This window comes from Eoetvoesiella caeni, from assembly GCF_003315175.1.
Taxonomy (GTDB): domain Bacteria; phylum Pseudomonadota; class Gammaproteobacteria; order Burkholderiales; family Burkholderiaceae_B; genus Eoetvoesia; species Eoetvoesia caeni.
Genome location: NZ_QNRQ01000007.1, coordinates 111,818 through 138,189 on the forward strand (window position 1 = coordinate 111,818; position 26,372 = coordinate 138,189).

Below are 26,372 nucleotides of genomic sequence, written 5' to 3' on the forward strand. Positions count from 1 at the left end.
CTTGCCTTTCCGGCCCGCATGAATAATGATCAAGCTTAATAATAGCTTGAATAACGGACATGCCGCCGTCCTTTTATGGCTCTTTCACCAGCCTACTGCCCGCTGCCGGCCGCTAACGCTGCTGGAAACGTCCGTCCGACAGCCGCACGACCGCTGCGGCGAATTCCAGTTCAAGCAGTTGGCTGTTAAGCGTGGCCCAGTCCAGGCCGGTGCGTGCCTGAAGTAGGTCGATGTGTACGGGATCGTGGCCCAGCGCGGCCAGCACCGCGGCGTATTCGGAATTGCGCGAACTTGCCGCCGGATTGGCGCCGGCGGCTTGTGAGCTTTCGGAGTCGGCTCCGACCTCCTGGCTGCCGAACACGGCGTCATCGGACCCCGGCGCGCGCGGGCGGGAACGGTTGGCGTTGCGGCGCCCCGTTTTTTCGGGGCGGGCCGGCTCTGTGCCGGGGTCGGCCTGCAATTGGCCCAGTTCTTCATCGATATCCTGGCCCGATTCCACCAATTTGGCTCCTTGCCGGATCAGTGCATGGCAGCCGCGCGACTGCGGCGAATGGATCGAGCCCGGAATGGCAAATACTTCGCGGCCCATTTCGGCGGCCAGCCTGGCGGTGATGAGCGAGCCGCTGCGCTTGGCCGCTTCGACGACCAACACGCCTTTGGCCATGCCCGCAACAATGCGGTTGCGTTTGGGAAAGTTGTGCGGAATCGAGGGCGTCCCCATGGGGAACTCGGAAATCAGGGCGCCTTCGGCTGCAATGCGGCGGGCCAGGTCCAGGTTGGAGGCCGGGTAAACGATATCGATGCCGGTGCCCAGCACTGCGATGGTGCTGCCGCCCTGGTTGCCGGCCGACAGCGCGCCGACATGCGCGGCAGCGTCTATGCCCGAGGCCAGCCCGCTGGCTATGCACCAGCCTCGTCCGGCCAGGTAGCGGGCGAAGGCCTTGGCGTTATCTTCGCCCCCCGCCGTGGCGTTGCGTGCACCGACAATACCCAGCGTGGGCTGGTTCAGTAGCTCGGGCCGGCCATTTACATAGAGCAATAGCGGTGGGTCGTGGGTATCGAGCAGTGCCCTGGGGTAGTGCGGATCGGCCAGGGTCAAGAGATGGTGGCCGGGTTCGGCCAGCCAGGCCTGGGTGCGGGCAATGGTTGCTTCGATGGCCGCGTCGGGGGAACGGGCCAGTTGCCGGGCCAGTTCTTGGGGCACGATTTTGGCCAGCGAGGCCGCCGATAGCGCAAAAATGTCCTGCGGCGGGCTGATGACCGCCAGCATGGCACGCGCTTGGGCGGGGCCCAGCCCGGGTTCGAGCGTAAGGCGTATCCAGGCGTAAAGTTCTTCAGGGGAGAGTGAGGCAGGCATGAGAGGAGTTTGCCATATAGCACAGGGTTTTGCGCGCAACGGGTGCAGTATAAAGTCACACTCAGGGGCTTTCCGAGGGGCGCTCGTGGTCCGATACGGGACGATGCGGCACCGCCGGTGCCAGTTCAAGTTGCGCCTAGTGCTTGTTATAATGAGGAAAACGCATTACTGGACTTTACGCACATGGCTTTGCTTCCCATTCTTCATTATCCCGACCCGCGCTTGCACAAAGTGGCCAAGCCGGTCGAGGTCGTCGACGATCGCATACGCGAACTGGTGCGCAATATGGCCGAAACCATGTACGAGGCGCCCGGCGTCGGTTTGGCCGCAACCCAGGTCGATGTCCACGAGCGTGTCGTGGTGATCGACGTTTCAGAAGACGGCAACCAACTGTTGGTTTTGATAAACCCTGAAATTACCTGGAAAAGCGACGAACTTCATTCCTACGAAGAAGGCTGCCTTTCTGTGCCCGGCGTTTACGACGAAGTAACGCGTTCGGCGCGCATACACGTGAAGGCGCTGGACCAAAACGGCAAGCCTTTCGAATTCGACGCTGAAGGCCTGTTGGCCGTATGCGTGCAGCACGAACTCGATCACTTGCTGGGCAAGGTTTTTGTTGAATACCTGTCGCCGCTCAAGCAAAACCGCATCAGGACAAAAATCCGCAAGCAAGAACGCGAAGCTGTGCGCGCCTGACCTATGCGCATCGTCTTTGCCGGCACGCCGGAATTCGCAAGCCTGGCCCTGCAGGCCATTTTGGCCGCAGGCCATGAAGTGCCGCTGGTATTCACCCAGCCCGACCGCCCATCGGGCCGCGGGCTGAAGCTGACCCCCAGCGCGGTGAAGCAAACAGCCTTGGCGGCCGACATTCCAGTAATGCAGCCCCGCAGCCTGCGCCTGGACGGCAAATATCCCGACGATGCCGCCACTGCGCGGCAAGCCCTGCTTGATGCCGCGCCCGACCTCATGGTGGTCGCTGCCTATGGGCTGATCCTGCCCAAGTGGGTACTGGAGCTGCCGGTTCATGGCTGTTTCAATATTCACGCCAGCCTGTTGCCGCGCTGGCGCGGCGCAGCGCCCATACAGCGGGCCATCGAAGCCGGCGACCCTGAAACCGGCATTACCATCATGCAAATGGACGAGGGGCTGGACACCGGCGACATGTTGCTCAAACAGGCTTTGCCCATTACCGCCGAACATACCGCCGCAAGCTTGCATGACGAATTGGCGGCGATGGGCGCGCAGGCGGTGCTGGAGGCCATTTCAAGATGCCGGCAGGGCAAGCTGGTCCGGCAGCCGCAGCCCGCCGAAGGCGTAACCTACGCATCCAAGCTGGAAAAATCGGAAGCCGCGCTGGACTTTTCGCAGCCGGCGGCTGTCTTGGCCCGGCGCGTGCGGGCGTTCAACCCGGCGCCCGGTGCAACCGTGCAGTTGCCGGGCTTGAACGATCCGGTAAAGGTATGGGCAGCCCAGGCGGTGGCGCAACCCGCAGCCCGTCCGCCCGGTGATCTGGTGTCGGCAAGCCCGCAAGGCATAGATATTGCCGCAGCCGACGGGGTGCTGCGTCTGCTGGAACTGCAAAAAGCAGGTGGCAAGCGGCAGTCTGTTGCCGCTTTCGTGCAGGGCTGGCGCCCTTAGCTGTTTCGGTCTTCGCATTGCGCCCCGGGGCGGAGTCAACCCGGCCAACTGGGGCGCAGTGCGTTTCAGGACCTTTAGTTGTAGCGTCCGCTTTTGCCGCCCAGGCTGTAGCGGCCCGCGCCCAAAAGCATGACGGCCAGCGCGCCGAACAGGAACATGCCTTGCAGTTCCAGGGCCCAGCCTCCGGACTTGGCCAGCATGGCCAGTTGCGAAGTATGGGCCAGGGCGATAGCCGCCACCATATTGATAAGAACCAGCAGGGCGGCGGGACGCGTATAAAAACCAAGAATAAGCAGTATTGGCCCAACTACTTCGCCCAGATAAGCGCCCCACGCGATGAACGCCGGCCAGCCGTGGGAAGTCAGCATGCCTTCAATGCCGCCGATGCCGTTGGTTAACTTCGATATGCCGTGCAGTAGTACGAGAATGCCTAAGGTAAGGCGTAAAACCAGCTTGCCAAGATCGTCTGACGTTGAAGATGACATGTTTTATCCCAAGACGCGCGAGCGTATAAGTTGATCGAGCCCGCATTATATCTAGGTATGGACGCGGGACCAGATCAATTTTAAGGCAAGGGCTATTTCCGGCGCCGGGCAGGCGGCCCGCTGCTGCAGGGCCGCGCCGATGATGCGCCGGACGATCAAATGGCCTGGCCGTACAAGTCGTATTCGTCGGAGTCGTTGATGCGCACGCGAACCATGTCGCCGGGTTGCAGTGTGCGTTCGCTGGAGACGAACACATTGCCGTCGATTTCGGGCGCATCGGCGCTGGAGCGGCCGATGGCGCCGTCTTCGTCGATTTCATCGATAAGAACGTCGATTTCGCGCCCGACCTTTTGCGCCAGGCGCTCGGTGGAAATGGCTTGCTGGTGCGCCATGAAACGATCCCAGCGCTCTTGCTTGACTTCGTCGGGTACGGCGTCGGGAAGTTCGTTGGCCTTGGCGCCGGTAACGGGCGAATACTGAAAGCAGCCTACCCGGTCCAGTTGCGCTTCGCTCATCCAGTCGAGCAAGTACTGGAATTCGTCTTCGGTTTCGCCGGGGAAGCCGACGATGAAGGTTGAGCGCAGCGTCAGGTCGGGACAGATTTCGCGCCAGCGCTTGATGCGCGCCAGCGTTTTGTCTTCAAAGGCGGGCCGTTTCATGAGCTTGAGAATGCGCGGGCTGGCGTGCTGGAATGGGATATCCAGGTACGGCAGGATCTTGCCTTCGGCCATAAGCGGAATGACTTCATCGACATGGGGGTAGGGGTACACATAGTGCAGCCGGGTCCAGACGCCGAATCCGGCCAGCGCTTCGCTAAGCTGGGTCATGTGGGTCTTGATGGGACGTCCGTTCCAGAAGCCGCTGCGGAATTTGACGTCGACGCCGTAGGCGCTGGTGTCTTGCGAGATGACCAGCAGTTCTTTGACGCCAGCATTGACCAGGCGCTCGGCCTCGCCCATGACATCGCCGATGGGGCGGCTGACCAGGTCGCCGCGCATCGACGGAATAATACAGAAGCTGCAGCGGTGGTTGCAGCCTTCGGATATCTTCAAGTAGGCATAGTGGCGCGGCGTCAGCTTGATGCCTTGGGGCGGCACCAGGTCGATATAGGGAGCGTGCTGAAGGTTGGGGGGCGCGGCTTCATGCACGGCGCGCACGACTTGTTCGTATTGCTGAGGGCCGGTCACGGCCAATACGGAGGGATGGACGTCGCGAATAACGGATTCTTCCACGCCCATGCAGCCGGTAACGATGACCCGGCCGTTTTCCGCAATGGCTTCGCCGATGGCGTCCAGCGATTCGGCCTTGGCGCTGTCGATGAAGCCGCAAGTGTTGACGACGACTACGTCGGCGTCGTTGTAGTCGGGGGTAATGGCGTAGCCTTCGGTACGCAGTTGCGTCAGGATGCGCTCGGAGTCAACCAGCGCCTTGGGGCAACCCAGGCTGACGAAACCGACTTTGGGGGAACTCATGGGGTATAACCTCGTTAAGCCTCAGGGCTTGGTAATGACTGGAATTTTAACGGTTCGGCCCAGCGGGCGCGAGGCCGTGGGCCAATTAATGATAAAGTCCGGGTAAAAACGCGTATTCAAACAGGCCAGCCTTCGTGTCCGTATCTTCTTCCCAACCGCCTCGTCCATCGTTATCCGATATCATGCTTGCCAGCGCACGAAATGTGCTGGCGGTTAAAGAAGGGCGCTCGTTATCCGAAAGCCTGGCAGCAACAAAGCCCGAATTGCGGGCCGCGACACAAGCCATTACATTTCACGTCATGCGCCGGGCCGGCCTTGCACACGAAGTAAAACAGGAACTGGTGCCGCGTACGCCGCCCAATGCGCTGTTCGATGCCTTGCTTTTGGTGTCGCTGGTGTTGTTGGATACCGCCATGGATGCCGAGCTGGGGCAAAAAGCCAATCTGGCGATACGCCGCGACTGGCCGGTTTATGCCGTGCACACGGTTGTCGACCAGGCCGTAAATGCAGCCAGCAGCCAGCAAGCCATGCGTTCTTACACCGGCCTGCTGAATGGCACTTTGCGCCGGTTCACGCGCGAACGTGCCGCTATTTTAGCCCAAGCCCGAAAAAACCCCGAAGCGCAGTGGAATCATCCGGCGTGGTGGATACATCAGCTTCGTCGCGCTTATCCCGATCAATGGCGTGTTTTGCTGGACGCCGCCAACCAGCCCGGCCCCATGACGCTGCGCGTCAATCTGCGGCGCACCTCCGTTGAGCAGGTCCTCGAAGCGCTGGAGCAGGCAGGTATAGAAGCCAAATCCATCGGCGCGGCGGGCGTCATGTTGACGGCCCCCAGGCCGGTACAAGCCGTGCCCGGCTTTGCCGAAGGCTGGTGGTCGGTGCAGGACGCCTCGGCGCAACAGGCCGCCGTGTTGCTCAACCCCGTGGCCGGGATGCGGGTTCTGGACGCCTGTGCGGCGCCAGGCGGCAAGACATCGCATTTGCTTGAGCTGGCCGATATTTCTCTGACGGCGCTCGACAGCGACGCCGGCCGGCTGACAAGGGTCGAACAGACGCTGGAGCGGCTGGGCCTGGGCGGCGATCACGTACACTTGAAAGCGGCCGATGCGGCCGACCTGGATGCGTGGTGGGACGGAACCCCGTTCGATGCGGTATTGGCCGACGTCCCTTGCACCGCATCGGGCATAGTGCGGCGCCATCCGGATATCCGCTGGCTGCGGCGCGAGGCCGACATTGCGAAGACCGCGGCATTACAACGTAAAATCGTGGATGCTTTATGGAAGACGGTAAAACCCGGCGGGCGGCTTTTGTATGCCACATGCTCTATCTTTCCGCAGGAAGGCGAGCAGCAGGCCATGCGTTTCCTCGAAACCCACGCCGACGCGGCTCGTTTGCCGGCGCCAGGGCAATTGCTGCCGTTGGGCGAAGGGCAGGAACTTAGCGACGGATTCTTCTATGCCCTGTTTGCCAAACAGGCTTGAGGAATCCGGCCAGACCAAGGTCTATCAGCTTGCGTGCCGGGCCGCGGCTTGCCGAAAGGCTGCAATATATTCTAGCGGGGCGCGCATGCGTCCATGTGGCGGAGGGAAATGATCTTGCGAGCGTGGCTTTCCTTTTTGTTGTGCGTTTTTCTTGCCGTTTCGGCAGGCAGCGTTGTGGCGCAAAACAGCCCCGAGCATGTGGCCAGCATCGAGCCCGTCGTGCGCGACGGCAAGCTGTATATCGATGCGGACATTGTATTCGAGGTCAGTCCGGAATTGCGCAATGCCGCACAAAAAGGGGTGCCGATCTATTTCACGGCCGACCTGGAAATCATTTCGAAGCGCTGGTGGTGGTTCGACAGGGTGCTGGTCAACGAACAGCAGACCTGGCGCGTGGTTTATAACGCATTGACGCGCCAGTGGCGGGTGGGCACGGGCGAACTCAGCCTGCCTGAAGCCTCGTTCGACGATGCGCTTTCCCTGATTCGCAATATTCGCGGCTGGGCCGTGGCCGACGTTGCCGATCTGGATACCGACAAGGAATACACCGGCCGCATACGTGTGCGTCTGGACACGTCGCGTTTGCCGCGCCCATTTCAGATCGACGCCTTTAACAGCATGGCCTGGACCCTGGCCACTCCATGGAAGGATTTCTCATTTTCAATCTCCGACTCCGCTCGCGATCCATCCTGAAATGGGGGATGCGCGCCGCACTTGGGGCTGCCGTAGTCAGCGCCCTGGCGCTTTTGGCATTGCTGGTCTGGTCGACCGGCAATGCATCGCGCTATGCGCAGCAATACGATGTCCTGTTGCTGCTGAACGGCGTTTTTGCCGTTACCTTGGTGTCGTGGGTGCTGGTGCTGGCCGCGCGGCTCTTGCGCCAGTTGCGGCGCCGTCAGTTCGGAGCCCGGCTTACCGCGCGCTTTGCCTTGTCGTTCGCTCTTATTGGCGTGCTGCCCGGCGCGCTCATTTATGTGCTTTCGGTGCAATTCATGTCGCGGTCCATCGAGTCCTGGTTCAACGTGCGGGTCGATACGGCGCTTGAAGCGGGGCTCAATCTTGGGCGCGCGGCGCTGGACAATCAACTGAACGATTTGAATACGCGGGCGCGCGACATTGCCAACAAGCTGGCCAATACCACCGACACCGACATGGCGGGGGCCATTACCAGGCTGCGCGAATCCGGCGGCGTGGCCGAAGCCCTGGTGTTCAGCGGCAATGGCCGCCTGGTTGCATTTTCGACGGCCAGCTATAGCCAATTGATTCCCGATGTGCCGCCGCCCCATGTGTTGAACCAACTACGGGTCTCGCGCAACTATTCGGCCGCGGAAGCCGACGAGGCCCCTGGCAAGGACGCCGAGGCGGCCGCGGCCCCGAATGGTCTGCATTTGCGGGTGGTCGTTCCCATCAGTGTGATCGACCGTGCGTCTTCGGCGCTAGGCGTGTCGCCGGACACGCGCTGGCTGCAGGTCATCCAGCCGGTGCCGGAGCAGATTGCGCGCAATGCCAACCAGGTACAGCAAGGGTTTCGCGACTACCAAGAGCTGGCCTTGTCCCGCCAGGGGCTTAGAAAGCTTTACAGCATTACCCTGACCCTGGCGCTGGTGCTGGCGGTATTCGCCTCCATCGTGGCGGCCTTGGCGTTGTCCAGGCGTCTGGTCCGGCCGTTGTTGACGCTGGCGGCCGGTACTCAGGCGGTGGGAGTGGGCGATTACCGGCCCTTGCCCGAACCCCCCGAACGCGACGAGGTCGGCCAGCTTACGCGTTCGTTCAACGCCATGACGCGTCAGTTGGACGAAGCACGCCACATGGTCGAGAACAACCGCCTGCAGTTGGAGCGGTCCAATGTTTACCTCGAGTCGGTGCTAAGTAATCTGTCGTCGGGCGTGCTGGTGTTCGATGAAGGCTTCCGGGTCAGCATGTTCAACCAGGGAGCGCAAAGCATCTTGCGCGCGGACCTGCGCTCGGTCAAAGGCTGCCCGCTTGAGACTGTCGATGGCGCTTTCAAGCTGGCCCAGCTTATCCGCCATGCCTTTGCGGCGCATGCGGCGGTGGGATCCGAGAAGCTTTATTGGCAGCAGCAGTTCGAGCTGGAACTTGAAGCCGCCATGGACAATGAAACCAAGATGCACACCATTACCCTGTTGGCGCGCGGCACGCACCTTAGCGTCGACGGCCGGGGCAATGGATATTTGGTGGTGTTCGACGACATCAGCGAGGTCATATCCGCCAGCCGCACGGTGGCCTGGGGCGAAGTGGCGCGCCGGCTGGCGCACGAAATCAAGAACCCCCTGACCCCCATACAGCTTTCGGCCGAACGGCTGGCCATGAAGCTGGCCGGTAAACTGAACGAATCCGATGCGGCGATGCTGACGCGTTCCACCAATACTATCGTCAGCCAGGTGTCGTCGTTAAAACATATGGTCGATGATTTTCGCGAGTACGCCCGCACGCCGCCGGCGCAGATGCAACCGGTCGACATCAACGGCCTGATTGCCGACGTATTGTCCCTGTACGGCTGGGATCCGGTGGAAGGCACCGTGCGCGATGACAAACATAGTGTCAAAATAGAAGTAGAGCTTGATGCGGGGCTGCCGCAAATCGAAGGCGACCCCACGCAGTTGCGGCAGGTCATTCATAATCTGTTGGCCAACGCGCGCGACGCGGCAACCCAGGAACATGCGCTCGAGGATGCAAGAATTTATGTAAAGACTAAACTTACGGACTCCAGCATTGATACCGAAGACGGACAACCGGCAGTGCGGTTGACAGTTTCAGATAATGGCTCGGGGTTCGAGTCGCGAGTATTGTCGCGGGTGTTCGAACCCTACGTTACGACCAAGGCAACCGGCACGGGGCTGGGCCTTGCCATCGTGAAAAAAATCATCGAGGAGCATGGCGGCCGGATCGACATTGCAAATCGCCGTGAAGGCGGTGCGCGTGTCTCCATACTTCTTACACGACTTGCCAGTATGGCCCCTGTGCTGGACGCGCAAGCGCAGGGGAACGATAATGCGGAAAAAACTTAGGTGATGCTTTATGGCCAGAATCCTGGTTGTTGATGACGAAATAGGCATTCGTGAACTTTTGTCTGAAATTCTTTACGACGAAGGGCACACAGTCGAACTTGCAGAAAATGCGGCGCAGGCACGCGCGGCGCGGCTGCGGGCGCGGCCCGATCTCGTCTTGCTAGATATCTGGATGCCGGATACGGACGGGGTCAGCCTCTTGAAAGAATGGGGCTCGCAAGGCCTGCTCGATATGCCTGTCATTATGATGAGCGGGCATGCCACTGTGGACACGGCCGTCGAGGCCACACGCATTGGCGCCGTCGACTTTCTTGAAAAACCCATTACGCTGCAGAAGCTGCTGAAAACCATTGCAGCCGGCTTGGCGCGTCCCGTGGTCTCGGCAACGGCAGTCGCCGCGGCCCGTGCGCCAGAACGCCGCCCCGACGGCGGCTTGTCGCCGCTGACTACTGTGCCGATGGCATCGTCGGCCGAGCCCGCCTTGATGCCCGAACCGAATAATTCCCTATTGGGCGGCATCGCGCTGGATCAACCCTTGCGCGATGCGCGCGATGAATTCGAACGCATTTATTTCGAATATCATCTGGGGCGCGAAAATCACAGCATGACCCGCGTCTCTGAAAAGACCGGCCTTGAACGTACCCACCTTTACCGCAAGCTCAAGCAATTGGGCATTGACGCTTCGCGCAAAAAACATAATCAATAAGCTTGGTTGAAGGCGCTTGCCTGCCAAGCGCTGCTGAATAACGCGGTCGGGCAAATGCTGGCTTGCACGATGTCTGTTGTGTTACCTTTCGTGTTCCAAAAAACATGAGGTTACAGGTGACGCAATGGAAAAGGCATCTTGGAGGCTGGCGCGCACAGAGCGTTCGCGCGTAATTGGAAAGGGGCGGCTGAACATCGCCGCCGTTTGCGTCGCCGCTGCGCTGGCTGGCCTGCCGCTGGCCTCGCAAGGCGCGGGACTTGATCCCAACGCATTCGTGACCGATGAGTTTCTGGCCAGCCGGGCGCTGGCTCCCATCAATGCTCAATATGCCTATGCGCGCGGCTATACGGGCAAGGGTGTGCTGATTGCTATTGTCGACAGCGGCCTGGACGTCAATCATCCCGAATTCCATGGGCGGATTTCTCCGCAATTGCGGAATTTTTTCAATAGCCTCGGCCCCGAAGATGTGCCGATATAAATCGCGACGGCTCGATCGCAGGGCATGGGACGCACGTGGCGGGTCTGGCCGCCGCGGCGCGTGACGGCCAGGGCATGCATGGTGTGGCCTATGATGCGACGATCCTGCCTTTGCGGGCGATAGGCGCGGATGCGATTCCCTATTCTCCGTATCATGCCATTGACCGGGCCATCCAGGCCGGAGCCCAGGTGCTCAATGGCAGCTATGGCCCGTCGGCGGCGCCGCCTCTCTTTTTGCAAGACTCCACGACAAAACAATGGTATCGCAATCCAACTCACCGAGTTGTTGAGTATGTGCCCGTCGACCACCAGGGGATCCAAACGGAATACGAGGTTTTGAAGGCGGCGGAACAGGCGGACATGGTGCTGGTCTTTGCTGCCGGCAATGAGTTCAGGGATCAACCCATTGCCAGCAAAATCCCTACCGGCGCGTCGATGGTGCCGCTGGTTACGCCGGCCAATACGCATAACGGACAGTACTACCGGTTTCTGGAAGATTTGCCCAGCCTTAGTCTGAACGATCCGGATACCTGGGTTGAGATCAATCCACACGACCCCAGAGTGGCATCGCTGGATTTCTCCGACTTGCAAGGCGCCCTGATTGCGGTTGTGTCGGTGGATCGCAATGGGACGATATCCAGTTACAGCAATCGTTGCGGTGCGGCCGCCATGTGGTGTATTGCGGCACCTGGCGGCGACTTCGATACCGCCGGCTACTCTACAGCCACGAGCCAGTTGTGGTCGACGTATCCCTACAGTTCGTATGCCCAAATGGCCGGCACATCCATGGCTTCTCCAGTGGTTGCCGGTGCGGCAGCGGTGCTGCGGCAGGCTTTTCCGTACATGACTGCGCGCCAGATTATCGAGGTCGTGCTGACCACCGCGAACAATAGCGGCCAATGGGGCGATAAGGCTATTTACGGGCACGGTATGTTGGACCTGGGTAAAGCCGTTGGGGGGCCCGCCGAGTTTGGCGCTGAAGGTTTTCCAAACGTTTTCGACGTCGATACCAAGGGCTATGACTCTCAGTGGAGTAACAATATTTCGGGCTCCGGCGGGCTGATCAAACGTGGTGTGGGCACGTTGACATTGTCGGGCACTAATATTTATACAGGGTCGACCCAACTGGCCGGGGGCAAGCTGGTGGTCGATGGCTCGATTGTCTCTGACCTGCAGGTGGGCAAAGGCGCCGTGCTGGGGGGCTCGGGCAGGGTAGGCAACACTTGGGTCTGGGGCAAAGTTACGCCGGGCAACTCCCCGGGTACCCTGACTGTCGACGGCAATTACACACAGTTTGCGGGTTCGGTGCTTGAGGTCGAGTTCAGTTCAGGGGCGTCGGATCGGCTGGAGGTAACGGGAACAGCCGATATCCAGGGCGGCGAACTGCGGGTTGTGGGCCTGACCGCCGATACGCTGGGCAAGGATTTTACCTTCTTGAACGCGGCCAGCATAACCGCCACCAGTGTGTTCGATACGAGCCGCCTGGGGCGTGCCTTCATTGACCTGACTCCTGTGTTCGGTCCGCCCGGCCTGGCGTCGAGCATTCAGATGCAGGTGCGACGCAATGCCACGCGCTTTGCCGATTTGGCCGTCAGCGGCAACCAGCGCGCGGCGGCCCAGGCCATAGAGAGCCAGGGGCTGGGCGGCGCGGCCTACGATCCAGTGGTCCTCATGCAAGAGGCCGGCATGGCGCCCGGCGCATTCGATCAGTTGTCGGGCGAGATTTACGCCTCAACGCAGTCGGCTTTGGTGGACATTGGCGGCCTGCTGCGTCAGGCTGCGTTTGCCCGTCTTTATCAAGCGGGCCGCGACGGCAGCCCTGCCGGCCAGGCGCAGGGCCGCAGCCCCAGCGGCAACCTGGCGGTTTGGACGCAAGCTCTGGGAAGCTGGGGCGAGCTTGGCGCAAGCAATGACGCCGGCCGCATGACGCGCTCGACGGGCGGCATCATGCTGGGTGGTGATGCGCGGCTGGGCGACAATGCCTGGGCGGGCATGGCGGCAAGCTTCACAGGGTCATCCTTCAGCGCCGTGGGCAACGCCAGCACCCGGGCCGACGGCTATCACCTGACGGCTTATGCCGGCCTTCAGCATGCAGCCTGGGCTTTGCGCGGCGGTGTGTCCCAGTCATGGTACGACTTGCGCACGCATCGATATGTGGGGTATCAGAACTTGGGCAAAGCCAGCAGCAGCCAGCATAGTCGCGCCACGCAACTGTTCGCCGAGGCCGGCTATGCCTTGCAGGTGGGGTCCCGGACAGTGTTGGAACCCTATGCTGGGTTGGCCAGGATGTGGTTGCGCGGCAATGATTTCCAGGAGTCCGGCTCGGCTATTGCCTTGGGCGGCCGCGCCAACAATTTCTCCATTACTTTTTCCACATTGGGCGCACGCGCAACCATGCAGTTGCCGGATGCGGGGCGCTTCGGCATGGAACTGACCGGGGGGCTGGGCTGGCGCCACGCGTTTGGCGACAGGGCCCCTACAGCCAACTTGCAGTTTGCCAGCGGCAATGCCTATACGGTGTCGGGCGCGCCTTTGGCCCGCAATGCACTGGTGGCCGAACTTGGAATAAGCCTGCAGGCATCGGGCACCAGCCGTTTTAGCTTGAGCTACGCAGGCCAGTTCGCGGGTGCAACGCAGGACCACGGAGTTCAGGCGCGGGCGATGTGGGCTTTCTGATACTGGCGTTTATGTTTGCCGATACGGTGTAGCGGCAAGTTTTTGAATCGGGCCGCTTGAAAGCGGCCCGATGGCATTTCAGGGGTTGGGCGGCCGGCGGCTGCGCGAGATGGAATCGACTGAAATGCGGGTCTCGCCGGGTACGTCGCGGCTGCGCACGGAGGCGGGCCGCCAGGCGTGGCCATAGGCCACTTCCAGGCTTAGATGTATCGTGCCGTCCATATGGCGCTGTTTTTCCAGGGCCTCCAGCAAACGTTGCCGCCATGCGCGCCCCGCCAGCCCGCGCTTGCGGTCCGTGGCGGGGTTGCCGCCCAGGACGTGCAAGTCGCCAAGCAGCTTTTCAGGGCTGCGGTAAGTCAGGGTGATGATTTCCTGATCCATCACCGGATCGGTGAAGCCGCGTTCCAGGAGCAGGTCGCCGAAGTCGTGCATGTCGACAAAACCGGGCGTGGCGGTTTGCAGCCCGGCGTCTTCAAGGGCCTGGCGCACTTCTTTCAAGGACCCCGGCCCAAGGCATGAAAACATCACCAGGCCGCCGGTCTTCAGTATGCGCCGCCATTCGGCCAGAACCTGATGCGGTTCGGGGTGCCAGTGCAAAGCCATGTTCGACCAGACCAGGTCAAGGCTGGAAGGATCCAGCCCCGATTGGGCCAAGTCCGCTTCAATGAAATGCGGGGTTCGGGTAGGTTTGTTGCGCAGTTTTTGCCACAGGCTGGGGCGTGCGGCATAGCGTTCTGTAGCGGTTTGCAGCAGTGCCGGGCAGAAGTCCAGCCCCGTGTAGTCGATGTTGGGGAAGCGCGCGCGCAAAGGCTCGATGGCGTGGCCGGCGCCGCAGCCGGCGTCCAGCAAGGTGTTGGGGTCGATGCGGACGTAGCCCAGCCGCTGCAACATGCGTTGCGCGATTTCTCCGTACAGGAACTGCGCTTCGTCCAGAGGGTTGCGCCGGGCAAATTGCTGACGGACATGAACCGGGTTCAGGGGCAGGGTAGGGGGCTGTGACATATTTGCGTTTCGGGGCTGGCGGCGCGATAGCAATCGTGCTTAGATACACGGCCGGATTTGGCCGGGCGTATTTGGGAAAACACACCTATTATGGCTTATACATGGCTTGGGCGCGAATCCAGCCGCTTGTCCTGGCAAGCCGGTGTTGCAGCGGTTCGCCGGCATTATCGGGCTGCGCTAGGGAAAATTCCTTCCAATTGCCCCTTGTGCGCCGACGCCGCGCAGGGCGCGGAACTATGCCTCGCCTGTGCCCAGGATGTCGTGGCCAGCATGCGCGGCGGGCATCCGCGTTGCCCCGTGTGCCGGCTGCAACTGGATCAGGGGGGCGGATGCCCCGACTGCGCGCGCCAGGCACCCGATTTTCATCGCGTGGTGGCGGCCTTCGACTATGCCGGGCTGGGCGAGCTGCTGATTGGGCAATTCAAGGCTGGCCGCCATTTTTCTCATGCCCGCTTTCTGGCTGGCATGCTGGAGCGGGAAGTACGGCATATCGGCTCGCCGCTGCCAAGGCATACAATCCTGGTTCCGGTGCCGGCCAGCCGGGCGTCCATTGTGCAGCGTGGCTTCAACCCCGCAGCCGAGCTGGCCCGTTATTTGGCCCCTTGCCTGGCCTTGCGCCGCCGGCCCGGCCTGCTGGTGCGCAGCCAGGAGGGCGGGCGCCAAACGCATCTGGGACGTACCCAACGCGCGCGGCAAGCGCCAGGGCTGTATCGCTGTACCGCACGCGTCGATGGTGCCACCATTGCCGTGGTCGACGATGTCCTGACGACCGGCAGCACCCTCAATGGCATTGCGCGGCAGTTCCGGGCGGCGGGGGCGGCCGAGGTCTGGGGCCTGGTGCTGGCGCGTACGCCTTATCGATAAACTTACTGGATCACGTTTATGTTTCACATTGTGCTCGTCTCGCCGGAAATTCCGCCCAATACCGGCAATGTCATACGCCTGGCCGCGAACACTGGCGCAACGCTGCATCTGGTGCGGCCGCTGGGGTTCGATCTGGACGATAAAAAGCTGAAGCGGGCGGGGCTGGACTATCACGAATGGGCCAGTGTGCAGGTGCACGACGACCTGGAGCAGGCGCTGGCCTCCACCGGCGCCGGCGCAGCGCGGCGGTTTGCCATGACGACAAAAGGCTCGCGGCTGATTGGCGAGTTTCAGTTTTCGGCGGGCGACGTTTTTGTGTTCGGACGTGAAACCGCGGGCCTGGCCGACGAGCAGATGGCATTGTTCGAGCCGGCGCAACGAGTGCGCTTGCCCATGCTGCCGCAGCAGCGCAGCCTGAACTTGTCGAACTCGGTGGCGGTGACTATATTCGAGGCCTGGCGGCAGGCCGGCTACGAGGGCGGCGTTTAACCTATACCCATGTCAAGCACGCACCTTGTCGGTTTCGCGTGCCTTTCGCATAAGCAATGCCCTGCGCGTTCGCGCTTGTTCCGAAAACGGAATAAAAATTCTGGATTTATTACTGGCCGGCTTGCGGCGTTTCGGCCTTGGCTTCGCGCGAAAGCAGGTCGGAGACCGCCTGGCGCGGCGAGACTTCGTCGAACAACACCTTGCAGACGGCTTCGGTAATGGGAAGATCAATGCCGTGCTTGCGCCCCAAGGCCAGGGCGGCGCGGGCGCAGCGTACGCCTTCGGCCGTCATGCCGCTGGCAAGTATGTCTGTCAGGGCTTGCCCTTGGCCTATGGCCAGCCCTACCTGGCGGTTGCGCGATAGATCGCCGGTGGCGGTCAGCACCAGGTCGCCCAGGCCGGTCAGGCCGGAAAATGTCGTAGCCTGCCCGCCCAGTGCCAGGCCAAGGCGCTGCATTTCGGCCAGGCCGCGCGTGATAAGGGCGGCGCGCGCGTTGGTGCCCAGCCCCAGCCCGTCGGAAATGCCGCAGGCAATGGCCATGACGTTCTTGAGTGCGCCGCCGACTTCCACCCCGACGATGTCCTGGCTGGTATAAATGCGCGCGGCGCGGCCGTGCAAGGCCTGGATGGCAAGGTCGGCCACTTCTTCTTGCTGGCTGGCCACGGTAAGCGCCACAGGCAAGCCCTGGGCGACTTCGCGGGCAAACGAAGGGCCCGACAGCACGCCCAGCCCGGGCAAGGCGTGGCCGCTGAATGCTTGTTGTACGATTTCGTGCGGCAGCAGGCCGCTTTCTTGGTGAAAACCTTTGCAAGTCCACAGTACGGCCGGCCGTTTGTCCGGGAATGCAGCCATGGCCTGGTCCAACTGGGCGCAGATGTCGGCCAGGCCGGCCACGGGCACCCCCAGGATAATCAGTCCTTGGCCGGCGCTGGCGCCGCAGGCATGCGCCACGGCTTCGGTAAACCGGCTGGTGCAGCGCAGGCTTGCCGGCAAAACCACGCCTGGCAAGTAGCGCTGATTGATGTGCGTGGAATCGATGGCCTGGGCGGTCGCGGCGTCGCGCGCCCAGAGCAGGGTGTCGGCGTTGGCGCTGGCCAAGGCCGCAAGCGCCGTGCCCCAGCTTCCCGCGCCAAGCACGGCAACGCGGGTCTGGGCGGGAAGCGGGGACATCATGCGCTTACTGGCGGGTTACGCCAGGAGGCAGCACAATGCCCGAGTCCTGAGAGCCTTGCTCTTGTGCGATTTGCGCCACGCGCTCTTCGTACAAATTCTGGAAGTTGACTTCGGCCAAGTGCAGCGCCGGCAGCGATGTGCGGTTGATGAGGTCGGCCACATTGGCGCGCAGATACGGATAGAGCATGGTGGGGCAGACTATGCCCAACAGCGGATCCAACTGTTCCTCGGGGATGTTGGACGCTTCGAAAATGCCGGCTTGCGTGGCTTCGACCAAGTACATGACCTGCTCTCCGATGCGTGTCGTAACCGTGGCGGTAACCGTGCTTTCGTACACGGTGTCGGCCAGGCGCTGGCCGCCGACCTTGATGGAGACTTCGACGGCGGGGCCTTCCTGTTCCAGGAAAATTTGCGGTGCATTGGGCATTTCAAGCGAAATGTCCTTGACGTAAGTACGTTGCAGACCGAAGCTTGGGTCCTGGTTTTCTTGGTTGCTTTGATCCTGATCGGCCATGAGTTTTCCTGTAAATAACGTTTGGGCGCGTAAGCGCGGTGGCAGCGTTAGCTGTTGAGCAAGGGGATGAGTCCGTTGGCGCGATCCAGCGCGGCCAGATCATCATAACCGCCCACATGGGTGCCGTTGATGTAGATCTGCGGAACGGTGCGCCGCCCGGTGCGTTCCATCATGACGGCGCGCTGTTCCGGGTGGCTGTCGACGCGGATTTTTTCAATTTCAGCCACGCCGCGCTGTTTCAGCAGCATTTCGGCGCGAATGCAATAAGGACATACTGCGGTGCAGTACATGGTGACATTGGACATGAAAGCCTCGATATGAAATAAAAAGTCGGAGCTTCAGGCTTTTTTGCTTAAAGGCAGCCCGGCTTCGGCCCAACTGCGCAAGCCGCCCTGCAGGCTGACGGCTTCGGTAAAGCCTTGCTTGCGCAGTGCGCCGGCAACGCGGCCCGATTCGCGGCCCTGGTCGCAGAACACGATTATTGGCTTGTCCTTGGGCAGGGTGTTGGCCTTGCTTTCAATATCGACGGCCGGCAAGTTGCGGGCCTGGGGGATGGTTCCGGACTTGAACAGTTCGGCCGAACGCACATCGACAAAGATGCCGTGTTTCTGGTTGGCCAATTGCACGGCCTGTTGAACAGCCACCGGATTGCCGGCGCGGCCTTTGCCCAGAGTGGGCCACAGCAGCATAGCCCCTGACACCAAGGCTATTAGTACAATATAAAGGTTATTCTGACTAAGAAGAAAATCCACGATTCGTCCTGATTTGGCTCTCGAAATAAGAGTTGACTATATCAATTATAAAATGGGGCCGATAATTCAACTTTCAAGTAGGTTTTTAACATGCATAAACTCGTGCTCATGCGCCATGGCGAAAGCCAGTGGAATCTGGAAAATCGCTTTACGGGGTGGAAGGACGTCGACCTTACCGAAACCGGACGCACGCAGGCCTGGCAGGCCGGCGAACTTCTGAAAAAAGAAGGGTATGAATTCGACCTGGCTTTCTCTTCTGTCCTGAAACGGGCCATCCGCACGCTGTGGATCGCGCTGGACGCCATGGACGCGATGCATACGCCCATTGGCCTTAGCTGGAGACTTAACGAGCGCCATTACGGCGCCTTGCAAGGACTCAACAAGGCCGAGACGGCCGCCAAGTACGGCGACGAGCAAGTGCTGATATGGCGCCGCGCCTACGCCATCGCGCCCGAGCCTTTGTCGCTGGACGATCCGCGCCACCCGCGTTTCGATGAGCGCTACGCCAAGATCGAAGCCGGAAAACTGCCGGCCACCGAGTGCCTTAAAGACACTGTCGAACGCGTCGTGCCGTTCTGGAACGACTCCATCGCGCCGGCTTTGCGCTCGGGGCGCCGTGTCCTGGTGGCCGCCCATGGCAATAGCTTGCGTGCGCTCATCAAGCACCTGGACTCCGTTTCCGACGAAGACATCGTCAATATCAATATTCCAACCGGCCAGCCGCTGGTTTACGAGCTGGACGACGATTTGCGCCCGATCCGCCATTATTATCTGGGCGATGCGTCCGAAATCGAAGCGGCAATGGCGGCCGTTGCTGCGCAAGGCCAGGCTAAAAAGGGCTAGGGCTAATATGCGGCGTTTGCTGGGCGGTGTTTTGCTGACTATGTGCTTTGGGGCTGCCTGCGGCGCCGACACGCCCAGCGCCCTGGCCGCGCGCCAGGAACAGGCCAAGAAGCAGCAGGCCGAACTCCGTTCGGGCATCAGTGCGCTGCAAAAAGAAATCGACAGCCAGGAAGTATCGCGGCGCGATGCCGCCAGCGATCTCAAAGAATCCGAGTCCGCCATCTCCAGCATCAATCTTCGCCTTGCCGAGTTGGCGCGGCAAAAAAAGCTGGCGGACGATGACCTGGCGAAGCTGTCCGGCCAGATAGCCGGCCAGGAAAAACTGTTGAAACGGCGCCAGGCCGACCTGGCCGATCAGTTGCGAGCCCAATACGCCAGCGGTTTGTCGCCTTGGGCGGCGCTGCTTTCGGGCGACGACCCCCAGGCAATCGGCCGCGACCTCAGCTACTTTGGCTATATCTCCCAGGCCCAGGCCAAGGCGGTGGGCGCCTTGCGTACCGCCATTCAGGACCTGGCGGCGTTGCAGGACAAGTCCGAGGCGCGTAAAAAAGAACTGGCCGAAGTAGAAAGCGAAACCGTGGGGCAGAAAAAAAAGCTTGAAGAGCAGAAACACGAGCGGGAAAAGGTTCTGGCCCGCATTCAAGAGCAACTGGAACGCCAGCGCGCGCAGGCGGATACCCTGGAGCGTAACGACAGGCGGCTTGGACGCCTGATCATGGGGCTGGATGCAGAAATAGCCCGCCTGGCCGAAGAAGCGCGCAAGGCTGAAGAAAAGCGCAAGGCCGAAGAAGCCCGCCGCGCCGAAGAGGCTCGCAAGGCAGCCGAGGAAAAGCGGCGCGAACTGGAACGGCAGCGCAAAGCGGCACAAGAAGCCGAGCGCGCGGCTCGCGCGGCCCAGGCGCAGGCAGCGCAGCGCGAACAAGACCAAGAGCAGGCCCGCGAGGCACGCGTGCAAGTAGAGCGGGCTCGAGCCCAGGCCAGGGCGGCCGAGCAGGCCGAGCGCGAGCAAAACCGGGCCAGTGCCGAAGCCCAGCGCAAACCGCCCGCGCCCGCATCGCAACCCCAGGCTGCGCCGGGCCTGGAACCCGAGGGCGGCTTTACCGGCTTGCACAAGGGCTTGAAACCGCCGGTCGCCGGCGAAATCCAGGGCAAGTTCGGCGCGCAGCGTCCCGATGGGGGCGTATGGCGCGGTATTGTGCTGCGTGCCAACGAAGGCACCCAGGTGCGGGTCGTGGCACCGGGACGGGTGGTTTATGCGAACTGGCTCAAGGGGTTCGGCAATATCATTATTGTGGACCACGGCAATAAATATTTAAGCGTTTACGCCTACAACCAAAGCCTGCTGAAAAAAGTGGGCGATGTGTTGCACGGCGGCGACATCCTTGCCACGGTCGGGGCGACGGGGGGCCAGGTCGAACCGGGCTTGTACTTCGAAATCCGGCATAATGGTTTACCGGTCAACCCTCTGCTTTGGTTAACGCATTAATTTCGTTACTATTTGGCTGTGGGCTGGCGCTTGCAAAGCGCCATTGATTACATAATTACTTCAGGAATGTGCATGGGCACCCGCAGAATACGTAGTTTCAGTTTGGTCGTAATAGGCGCAGTTGGCGGCATTCTTTTAAGCCTGGGCATTTCCGCGGTGGCGCAGCGGGGCGAGCCTTTGCCGCTCAAAGAGCTGCAGCAGTTCGCCAATGTCTTCGCCGCCATCAAGGCAAGCTATGTCGAACCTATCGGCGACAAGAAACTGATCAATGATGCCATCAAGGGCTTGTTCGACGACCTCGATCCGCATTCCGCCTACCTCGACGCCGAGGCTTTCAAAGAAATGGAAGCCATTACGCAAGGCGGCTTCGGCGGCCTGGGCATCGAGATCGGCAGCGAAGATGGCATGCCCAAGGTGATTGCGCCCATCGAAGACACTCCGGCCGCGCGCGCCGGCATTTTGTCGGGCGACCTGATCACGCAAATCAACGGCAAGCCCACCAAGGGCATGACGCTCAACGACGCCATCAAGCTGATGCGCGGCGAACCGAAAACATCGATAGTGCTGACCATCAAGCGTGCCGGGCAAGACAAGCCGCTGGTCGTCAAAATCGTGCGCGACCTCATCAAGGTGCGCAGCGTGCGCAGCAAGATGCTGCCCGACGATATCGCCTATGTGCGTATTGCCCAGTTTCAAGAGCACACCACTTCCGACCTGGTCAAGCAGTTGCGCACCCTGGCCGAAAAGAAAACGCCTAAAGGCCTGGTGCTCGACCTGCGCAACGACCCGGGCGGCCTGCTGGATAGCGCCATAGGCGTGTCCTCGGCCTTCCTCAAGCCAGGCGTCATGGTGGTCTCCACCAAAGGGCGCATTCCTTCGGCCAACCGCGAATATTTCGCCAAGCCGGCCGACTACGAACGCGGCTACTCCAGCGGTGAAGCCGGAATGGTGGCAAGCCTGGCAGAATGGACCAAAACCGTGCCGATGGTGGTGCTGGTCAACGTCGGCTCGGCCTCGGCCTCTGAAATCGTGGCCGGTGCGCTGCAGGACCACAAGCGCGCCAAGGTCATGGGCAACCGCACCTTCGGCAAGGGCTCGGTGCAAAGCGTGCTGCCGCTTAGCGAAGATACCGGCATCAAGCTGACCACGGCGCGTTACTACACGCCTAGTGGCAAATCCATACAGGTAACCGGCGTAGTTCCGGACATTACCGTCGACGATACCGCCAAGGGCAATTTGTTCCGCTTGCCGCGTGAGGTCGATTTGCAGCACCACCTTATCAATGGTGCTTCGCCGGAAAAAATCGCGGCGGCCGCCGAGGGCGAAGAGTCTGAAGTACCGCCCAATAAAGACGCCAAGATGTTCGAATTCGGCGGCGCCGACGACTTCCAGCTTGAGCAGGCGGTCAACTTCCTGGAAGGCAAGTCGGTCAAGCAAAACGACCCCAAGGTAGTTGCCAAGGCCGACAAGGCCGCCAAGCCGGCTGCCGGTGCCGCGGTATCCACAGACAAAGATAAAGCGGCTCTGCCGCCCGAGGTCGTCGTGCCTGAAAAAAAAAGTGACCCCAACGCAAACCCGGTGACGCCGCCCGGCGCTCAAAAGACCGAGCGCTACCGCCTGACACCGGACGGGATGATTAAAGTCGAGTAATGGACGACGGTCATCTGCTGCGGTATGCCCGGCATATTCTGCTTGATGAGCTGGGCATCGAGGGGCAAGAGCGCTTGCTTGCCTCGCGGGTCCTTATTGTTGGGGCGGGCGGCCTGGGTTCGCCTGCTGCTTATTATCTGGCTGCGGCAGGGGTGGGCCAGCTTGTCCTGGCCGACGACGACGACGTCGAACTAAGCAATCTGCAGCGGCAGATTCTGCACACGACGGCCCGCGTGGGCTGGCCCAAGGCAGAATCGGGCAAGCTCGCGCTGGCCGAGCTGAACCCTGGTGTAAAGGTTCAGGCCAGGGTGCAGCGCCTGTTGGGGCTGGACCTGGACGATGCCGTCGCCGGCGTGGATATTGTGCTTGATTGCTGCGATAACTTCGCCACGCGCCACGCCGTCAACCGCGCCTGCGTCAAACACCGCAAGCCATTGGTTTCCGGAGCGGCCATTCGTTTCGCAGGGCAGGTCAGCGTGTTCGATATGCGCAGCGACGACGCTCCCTGCTATCACTGCCTGTTTCCCGAAGCCGACGAAGCCGAAGAGCTAAGCTGCGCAACGACGGGCGTGCTGGGCCCGCTGGTGGGGATTATCGGCAGCATGCAGGCCGCCGAAGCCATCAAGATACTGACCGGCATGGGCGAGTCGCTGGCGGGCCGCCTGCTATGCCTTGACGCGCTGACCATGCAATGGAACAACGTGCGCTTCCGGCGCGACCCGCAGTGCCCGGTGTGCAGCCACCGCGGCTGACGCGTCGTGGCCAAAGCCCAACTATAAATCCTGTTTATAAGTTGTTATTAATCGGCCGGGCTGGTTATTGCCCTTCCGGGCGACGATACTGCGGAGTGCTGGCGTAGCGAATGCCTGGCGGCCGATCCCTGTTCATTGATGCGGCTTTGCAGTCCGTGCGCCTCGTTCGAATAATTAACAATAAGGAGGCATTGCCATGAGGTCGTTCTTTCGATTTTTCCTGGCGTTTCTCGTCATGCTGGCAGGCAGCGCCAATGCCGCGTCGACATCCAAACCGCTTGAAGTCATTGTTTTCCCGGGGGGCTTCAATTGGCCTATCTGGGTTGCGCAGGACAAAGGCTTTTTTGCCGACAACCACGTTTCCATTAATGTAACGCCCACGCCCAGTTCGTCGTTTCAATTGTCCGGCTTGATCGACGGCAAGTTCGACATTGCCATGACGGCATTCGACAATCTGGTGGCATACCGTGAAGGACAGGGCGAAACGGACAAAGTGGGCCCCGACCTGGTTGCGGTCATGGGGGCGGACCGCGGTTTCTTGAAACTGGTCTCGGTCCCCGAGGTAAAGGCTATTGCGGACCTGCGTGGCAAGACGGTATCGGTCGACGCGCGCAACACCGGCTATGCGGCGGTTCTGTTCGAGATGCTTGACCGTGCCGGTTTGCGCGAGCCCGACTATACGGTGGTAAGGGCGGGCGGGGTTCTGCAACGGTTCAAAGAATTGCTCGAGAAAAAGCAGGCCGCCACTATGTTGATATCGCCGTTCGAAGTGCCGGCCCAGGCGCAGGGCTTTCATGTCCTGGGCGTAGCGTCCGAAATGTTCGGCGCATACCAAGGATTGGTTGCCGGAGCGCGGCAGTCGTGGGCGCAGCAAAACCGGGATCGGCTGGAAGGCTATATACGTGCCTATGTGCAGGCCGTGGAATGGTTGTACGATCCCGCCAATCGCCAGGAGGCATTGAGCATCTTTGTAAAGCACATGCCCAATACAACGGACCAGGCGGCGCAAGCGATCTATGGCATATTGCTTGACCCCAAGACGGGCATGCAGCGCAAGGCGGCCATCGAACTGCCGGGAATGGAACAAGTATTGAAATTACGCAGCAAGTGGGGCCAGCCCAGGCGCGAACTTACCGATCCGCTGAAGTATTACGATGCAAGCTTTTATGACGCCGCGCTGAAGCACTAGAAGCCTTTGCCAAGGGCCTGCCGTCGTGGGCCCGTTTATTGGCCTTGCCTAAAGTCCCAATAAAGCCAGGTGCTGCATGTAGCCGGCGGTGGGCGGGGCCTGCCAGTCTGTTTGCGTATAGCGCAGCCAACGTCCCTGCACCCAAAGCATGAGCATGTTGGCGTAGGTGGCGGCCTCGGTTGATTCGCGCAGCTTGTTTGCGTTGATGGCTGTTTGGGCGGCATGGCGCAAGATGGTTTCAATATCGTCAATAAGCGCATTGACCAGGCCTTGCAGCCGCGGATGCTCCATTACCAACGCTTCGCCGGTCAGTACGCGGGTCAGGCCGGGGTGTCTCTCGGTAAACAACAACAGCGCATAAAGCTGCTTGCGTAGTTGCTGGCATCCGTCGGGCTCGGTCGCGCAGATGTGGTTCAGGTCTTCCAGCAATTGAGCTTTGGCCAGGTCGATCAGGCTTTCGAATATATTGGCTTTGCTGGGGAAATGCCGGTAAAGCGCCGCTTCGGACTGGTCAAGCTGCTGGGCCAGCGCCGCCGTGGTGATGCGGTTGGCGTGCGGCTGTTCCAGCATGCGGATCAAGGCCGTCAGTATTACCGTCTTTTTGCTGTCGGGACGATCGAACATGCTGGCTGCCAAAGAGAGTGGGCGCGCGGCTTAGCCGAGCAAAAGCCGGCGGCCGGTCAGCAGGTCGCCAAGTGAGTTGATGCGCAAATCCACATAGCTGTCGCGGCCGTTGCGCAAGTTCGAGAAAGGCGTGCCGGGATGGTAAACATAAACCGTGCGCATGCCCAACTGCTTGGCGCTTTTGAGATTCTTCAGGGTGTCTTCGATGAGGACGGTCCGCGAGGCCGGCACGGCCACCCTGGCCAGCACTTGCTTCATCAAGGCCAGCGACGGCTTGGGCCGCATCTGGCCTTGCAGCGACATGTGGTCGATGGCCCACAGGCTTTCGAACTGCTGCAGTATGCCCAGTGTTTTGAGCACCGTGCGGGCATAGTGCAAAGGGGCGTTGGTAAGCAGGATCTTGCGGCCTTGAAGGCGGCTTAGCTTATAGGGCAGGGCCGCTTCGGCGTGCACCAGCGACGGAATGTCGAAAGAGTGGCTAAGGTGCAGGAACTCGCGCGCATCGATGCCGTGATGCTTTACCAGGCCGATGACGGTTGCGCCATAGCGCTTCCAGTACTTGGTGCGCAGCATGTTGGCGGTGTCTTCGTCGACCTGCAGGCTGGCGACGACCGCCGCCGTCATGCTTTGGTCGATAACCTTGAAGATGGCCCGCGACGAATCATGCAGGGTGTTGTCCAGGTCGAACAGCCAGACGGGATCGTCCGAGCAGGGCCGCCAGATATTGTGCCGGCATGGATGCGGCGCGGCCGGTCTGCGAAGCGCGCGCATGGCGTCAGTGCGAACTGATCATGGTGCCCACGCCCTGGTCGGTAAGTATTTCCAGCAGCAGGCAGTGCGGGACGCGCCCGTCCACGACATGTACCGAGGTGACCCCGTTGCGCGCGGCGTCCAGCGCCGACGAGATCTTGGGCAGCATGCCGCCGGAAATCGTGCCGTCGGCAAACAGTTCGTCGATGGTCTGGGCCGACAGGCTGCGCAGCAGATTGCCGTTTTTGTCGAGGACGCCCGGTGTGTTGGTCATCATGACGAGCTTTTCCGCGCCCAGCACTTCGGCCATCTTGCCGGCCACGAGGTCGGCATTGATGTTGTAGGCGCGCCCGTCTTCGCCATAGCCTATCGACGAGATCACGGGGATGAACTGGTCGTCCTGCAGGGCCTTGACGACAGCCGGCTCGATGCGGGTAATGTCGCCCACATAGCCGATGTCCAGCCATTCGCCCGGCTTATTCTGGTCCGCCAGCAATTTTTTCCTGGCCTGGATCAGGCAGCCGTCCTTGCCGGTAAGCCCCACCGCCTTGCCGCCCGCTTCATTGATCATCATGACGATGTCTTGCTGCACTTGGCCGCCCAGCACCCATTCGACCACTTCCATGGTTTCGGCGTCGGTGACGCGCATGCCCTGAATAAAGGTGCCTTCTTTGCCTATGCGCTTGAGGGCGTCGTTGATTTGCGGCCCGCCGCCATGCACCACCACGGGGTTGAGGCCCACCAGCTTAAGCAGCACGACGTCGCGTGCAAAGCTGCGTTGCAGTTCTTCTTCGATCATGGCGTTGCCGCCGTATTTCACGACCACGGTCTTACCGTGAAAGCGGCGAATATACGGCAGGGCCTCCGACAGCACGTCGGCTTTGACCGTAGGCGAATGGGCGGAGGTGTCGGACGACGAAGTAGTCATGGCGCGATAGAGTAAAAAGGTGGCGTAAAAA

26 protein-coding genes are annotated in these 26,372 nt (G+C 61.0%); 15 read left to right on the top strand and 11 right to left on the bottom strand.

What is annotated here, in order from left to right; translation table 11 throughout:
- Window positions 1-112: 112 nt before the first annotated feature.
- Window positions 113-1,357, bottom strand: coding sequence for a DNA-processing protein DprA (dprA, locus tag DFR37_RS13860; RefSeq protein WP_113933907.1), 1,245 nt, complete (start codon window positions 1,355-1,357; stop codon window positions 113-115).
- Window positions 1,358-1,540: 183 nt separating this feature from the next.
- Between dprA and def the strand changes: the two genes are divergently transcribed.
- Window positions 1,541-2,053 carry a peptide deformylase gene (def, locus tag DFR37_RS13865; protein WP_113933908.1) on the top strand — a complete coding sequence of 171 codons (513 nt, stop codon included), beginning with the start codon at window positions 1,541-1,543 and terminating at the stop codon, window positions 2,051-2,053.
- 3 nt (window positions 2,054-2,056) lie between these two features.
- Complete coding sequence (fmt, locus tag DFR37_RS13870) at window positions 2,057-2,995, top strand: methionyl-tRNA formyltransferase (protein ID WP_113933909.1); 939 nt, start codon at window positions 2,057-2,059, stop codon at window positions 2,993-2,995.
- Between the two features lie 74 nt (window positions 2,996-3,069).
- On the opposite strand, the gene DFR37_RS13875 is transcribed toward fmt, so the two are convergent.
- Window positions 3,070-3,480, bottom strand: a complete 411-nt coding sequence (locus DFR37_RS13875; RefSeq protein ID WP_113933910.1) for a DoxX family protein — start codon at window positions 3,478-3,480, stop codon at window positions 3,070-3,072.
- 155 nt (window positions 3,481-3,635) lie between these two features.
- Entirely contained in the window at window positions 3,636-4,952 is a 1,317-nt protein-coding gene (rimO, locus tag DFR37_RS13880; protein ID WP_113933911.1) for a 30S ribosomal protein S12 methylthiotransferase RimO, read from the bottom strand.
- A gap of 182 nt (window positions 4,953-5,134) precedes the next feature.
- Here rimO and rsmB point away from each other — a divergent pair, with 182 nt between their 5' ends.
- The 6 genes from rsmB (at window position 5,135) to DFR37_RS13910 (ending at window position 13,324) form a co-directional block, all read left to right on the top strand.
- Window positions 5,135-6,436 carry a 16S rRNA (cytosine(967)-C(5))-methyltransferase RsmB gene (gene rsmB, locus DFR37_RS13885; RefSeq protein ID WP_113933912.1) on the top strand — a complete coding sequence of 434 codons (1,302 nt, stop codon included), beginning with the start codon at window positions 5,135-5,137 and terminating at the stop codon, window positions 6,434-6,436.
- Between the two features lie 108 nt (window positions 6,437-6,544).
- Window positions 6,545-7,129, top strand: coding sequence for a DUF4390 domain-containing protein (locus DFR37_RS13890; RefSeq protein ID WP_113933913.1), 585 nt, complete (start codon window positions 6,545-6,547; stop codon window positions 7,127-7,129).
- 8 nt (window positions 7,130-7,137) lie between these two features.
- Complete coding sequence (locus tag DFR37_RS13895; RefSeq protein ID WP_170139920.1) at window positions 7,138-9,465, top strand: sensor histidine kinase; 2,328 nt, start codon at window positions 7,138-7,140, stop codon at window positions 9,463-9,465.
- Between the two features lie 10 nt (window positions 9,466-9,475).
- On the top strand, window positions 9,476-10,171 hold the full coding sequence (locus DFR37_RS13900) for a response regulator (RefSeq protein ID WP_113933915.1): 696 nt from the start codon (window positions 9,476-9,478) through the stop codon (window positions 10,169-10,171).
- 124 nt (window positions 10,172-10,295) lie between these two features.
- On the top strand, window positions 10,296-10,649 hold the full coding sequence (locus tag DFR37_RS13905) for a hypothetical protein (RefSeq protein WP_113933916.1): 354 nt from the start codon (window positions 10,296-10,298) through the stop codon (window positions 10,647-10,649).
- Window positions 10,650-10,663: 14 nt separating this feature from the next.
- Window positions 10,664-13,324, top strand: coding sequence for an autotransporter domain-containing protein (locus DFR37_RS13910; protein ID WP_276330276.1), 2,661 nt, complete (start codon window positions 10,664-10,666; stop codon window positions 13,322-13,324).
- A gap of 78 nt (window positions 13,325-13,402) precedes the next feature.
- Here DFR37_RS13910 and DFR37_RS13915 read toward each other — a convergent pair whose 3' ends face one another.
- Window positions 13,403-14,326 (bottom strand): methyltransferase domain-containing protein, encoded by a 924-nt coding sequence (locus DFR37_RS13915; protein WP_113933918.1) that lies wholly within the window; start codon window positions 14,324-14,326, stop codon window positions 13,403-13,405.
- 90 nt (window positions 14,327-14,416) lie between these two features.
- On the opposite strand from DFR37_RS13915, the gene DFR37_RS13920 reads away from it, so the two are divergent.
- A complete protein-coding gene (locus tag DFR37_RS13920; RefSeq protein ID WP_113933919.1) occupies window positions 14,417-15,190 on the top strand; it encodes a ComFC family protein in 774 nt (257 codons plus the stop codon).
- Between the two features lie 18 nt (window positions 15,191-15,208).
- Window positions 15,209-15,679 carry a tRNA (cytidine(34)-2'-O)-methyltransferase gene (locus DFR37_RS13925; RefSeq protein WP_113933920.1) on the top strand — a complete coding sequence of 157 codons (471 nt, stop codon included), beginning with the start codon at window positions 15,209-15,211 and terminating at the stop codon, window positions 15,677-15,679.
- A 109-nt stretch (window positions 15,680-15,788) separates the two neighbouring features.
- Here the strand turns inward: DFR37_RS13925 and DFR37_RS13930 are convergent, their stop codons facing one another.
- From DFR37_RS13930 to DFR37_RS13945, 4 genes are read right to left on the bottom strand one after another with little or no spacing between them, the layout of a single operon-like run.
- Complete coding sequence (locus tag DFR37_RS13930) at window positions 15,789-16,853, bottom strand: NAD(P)H-dependent glycerol-3-phosphate dehydrogenase (RefSeq protein WP_242341850.1); 1,065 nt, start codon at window positions 16,851-16,853, stop codon at window positions 15,789-15,791.
- 4 nt (window positions 16,854-16,857) lie between these two features.
- Window positions 16,858-17,367, bottom strand: a complete 510-nt coding sequence (gene secB / locus DFR37_RS13935; RefSeq protein ID WP_113933921.1) for a protein-export chaperone SecB — start codon at window positions 17,365-17,367, stop codon at window positions 16,858-16,860.
- A gap of 47 nt (window positions 17,368-17,414) precedes the next feature.
- Window positions 17,415-17,672: a glutaredoxin 3 gene (grxC, locus tag DFR37_RS13940; protein ID WP_113933922.1), complete on the bottom strand. Its 258-nt coding sequence runs from the start codon at window positions 17,670-17,672 to the stop codon at window positions 17,415-17,417.
- Window positions 17,673-17,705: 33 nt separating this feature from the next.
- On the bottom strand, window positions 17,706-18,056 hold the full coding sequence (locus tag DFR37_RS13945) for a rhodanese-like domain-containing protein (RefSeq protein WP_170139921.1): 351 nt from the start codon (window positions 18,054-18,056) through the stop codon (window positions 17,706-17,708).
- A gap of 153 nt (window positions 18,057-18,209) precedes the next feature.
- Between DFR37_RS13945 and gpmA the strand changes: the two genes are divergently transcribed.
- The 5 genes from gpmA (at window position 18,210) to DFR37_RS13970 (ending at window position 24,039) form a co-directional block, all read left to right on the top strand.
- On the top strand, window positions 18,210-18,962 hold the full coding sequence (gene gpmA, locus DFR37_RS13950; RefSeq protein WP_113933924.1) for a 2,3-diphosphoglycerate-dependent phosphoglycerate mutase: 753 nt from the start codon (window positions 18,210-18,212) through the stop codon (window positions 18,960-18,962).
- Window positions 18,963-18,969: 7 nt separating this feature from the next.
- Window positions 18,970-20,448 (top strand): murein hydrolase activator EnvC family protein, encoded by a 1,479-nt coding sequence (locus DFR37_RS13955; RefSeq protein WP_113933925.1) that lies wholly within the window; start codon window positions 18,970-18,972, stop codon window positions 20,446-20,448.
- Window positions 20,449-20,520: 72 nt separating this feature from the next.
- A complete protein-coding gene (locus DFR37_RS13960; protein ID WP_113933926.1) occupies window positions 20,521-22,098 on the top strand; it encodes a S41 family peptidase in 1,578 nt (525 codons plus the stop codon).
- On the top strand, window positions 22,098-22,850 hold the full coding sequence (locus tag DFR37_RS13965; RefSeq protein ID WP_113933927.1) for a HesA/MoeB/ThiF family protein: 753 nt from the start codon (window positions 22,098-22,100) through the stop codon (window positions 22,848-22,850). The genes DFR37_RS13960 and DFR37_RS13965 overlap by 1 nt, the downstream gene beginning before the upstream one ends.
- A 196-nt stretch (window positions 22,851-23,046) precedes the next feature.
- The gene (locus DFR37_RS13970; protein ID WP_113933928.1) at window positions 23,047-24,039 is read left to right on the top strand and encodes an ABC transporter substrate-binding protein; all 993 of its coding nucleotides are present in this window, start codon (window positions 23,047-23,049) and stop codon (window positions 24,037-24,039) included.
- A gap of 48 nt (window positions 24,040-24,087) precedes the next feature.
- Here the strand turns inward: DFR37_RS13970 and slmA are convergent, their stop codons facing one another.
- From slmA to argB, 3 genes are read right to left on the bottom strand one after another with little or no spacing between them, the layout of a single operon-like run.
- The gene (gene slmA, locus DFR37_RS13975; protein ID WP_113933929.1) at window positions 24,088-24,663 is read right to left on the bottom strand and encodes a nucleoid occlusion factor SlmA; all 576 of its coding nucleotides are present in this window, start codon (window positions 24,661-24,663) and stop codon (window positions 24,088-24,090) included.
- A 30-nt stretch (window positions 24,664-24,693) separates the two neighbouring features.
- Window positions 24,694-25,434 carry a pyrimidine 5'-nucleotidase gene (locus DFR37_RS13980; RefSeq protein ID WP_113933930.1) on the bottom strand — a complete coding sequence of 247 codons (741 nt, stop codon included), beginning with the start codon at window positions 25,432-25,434 and terminating at the stop codon, window positions 24,694-24,696.
- A 4-nt stretch (window positions 25,435-25,438) separates the two neighbouring features.
- Window positions 25,439-26,341 (bottom strand): acetylglutamate kinase, encoded by a 903-nt coding sequence (argB, locus tag DFR37_RS13985; protein ID WP_113933931.1) that lies wholly within the window; start codon window positions 26,339-26,341, stop codon window positions 25,439-25,441.
- Window positions 26,342-26,372: the final 31 nt, after the last annotated feature.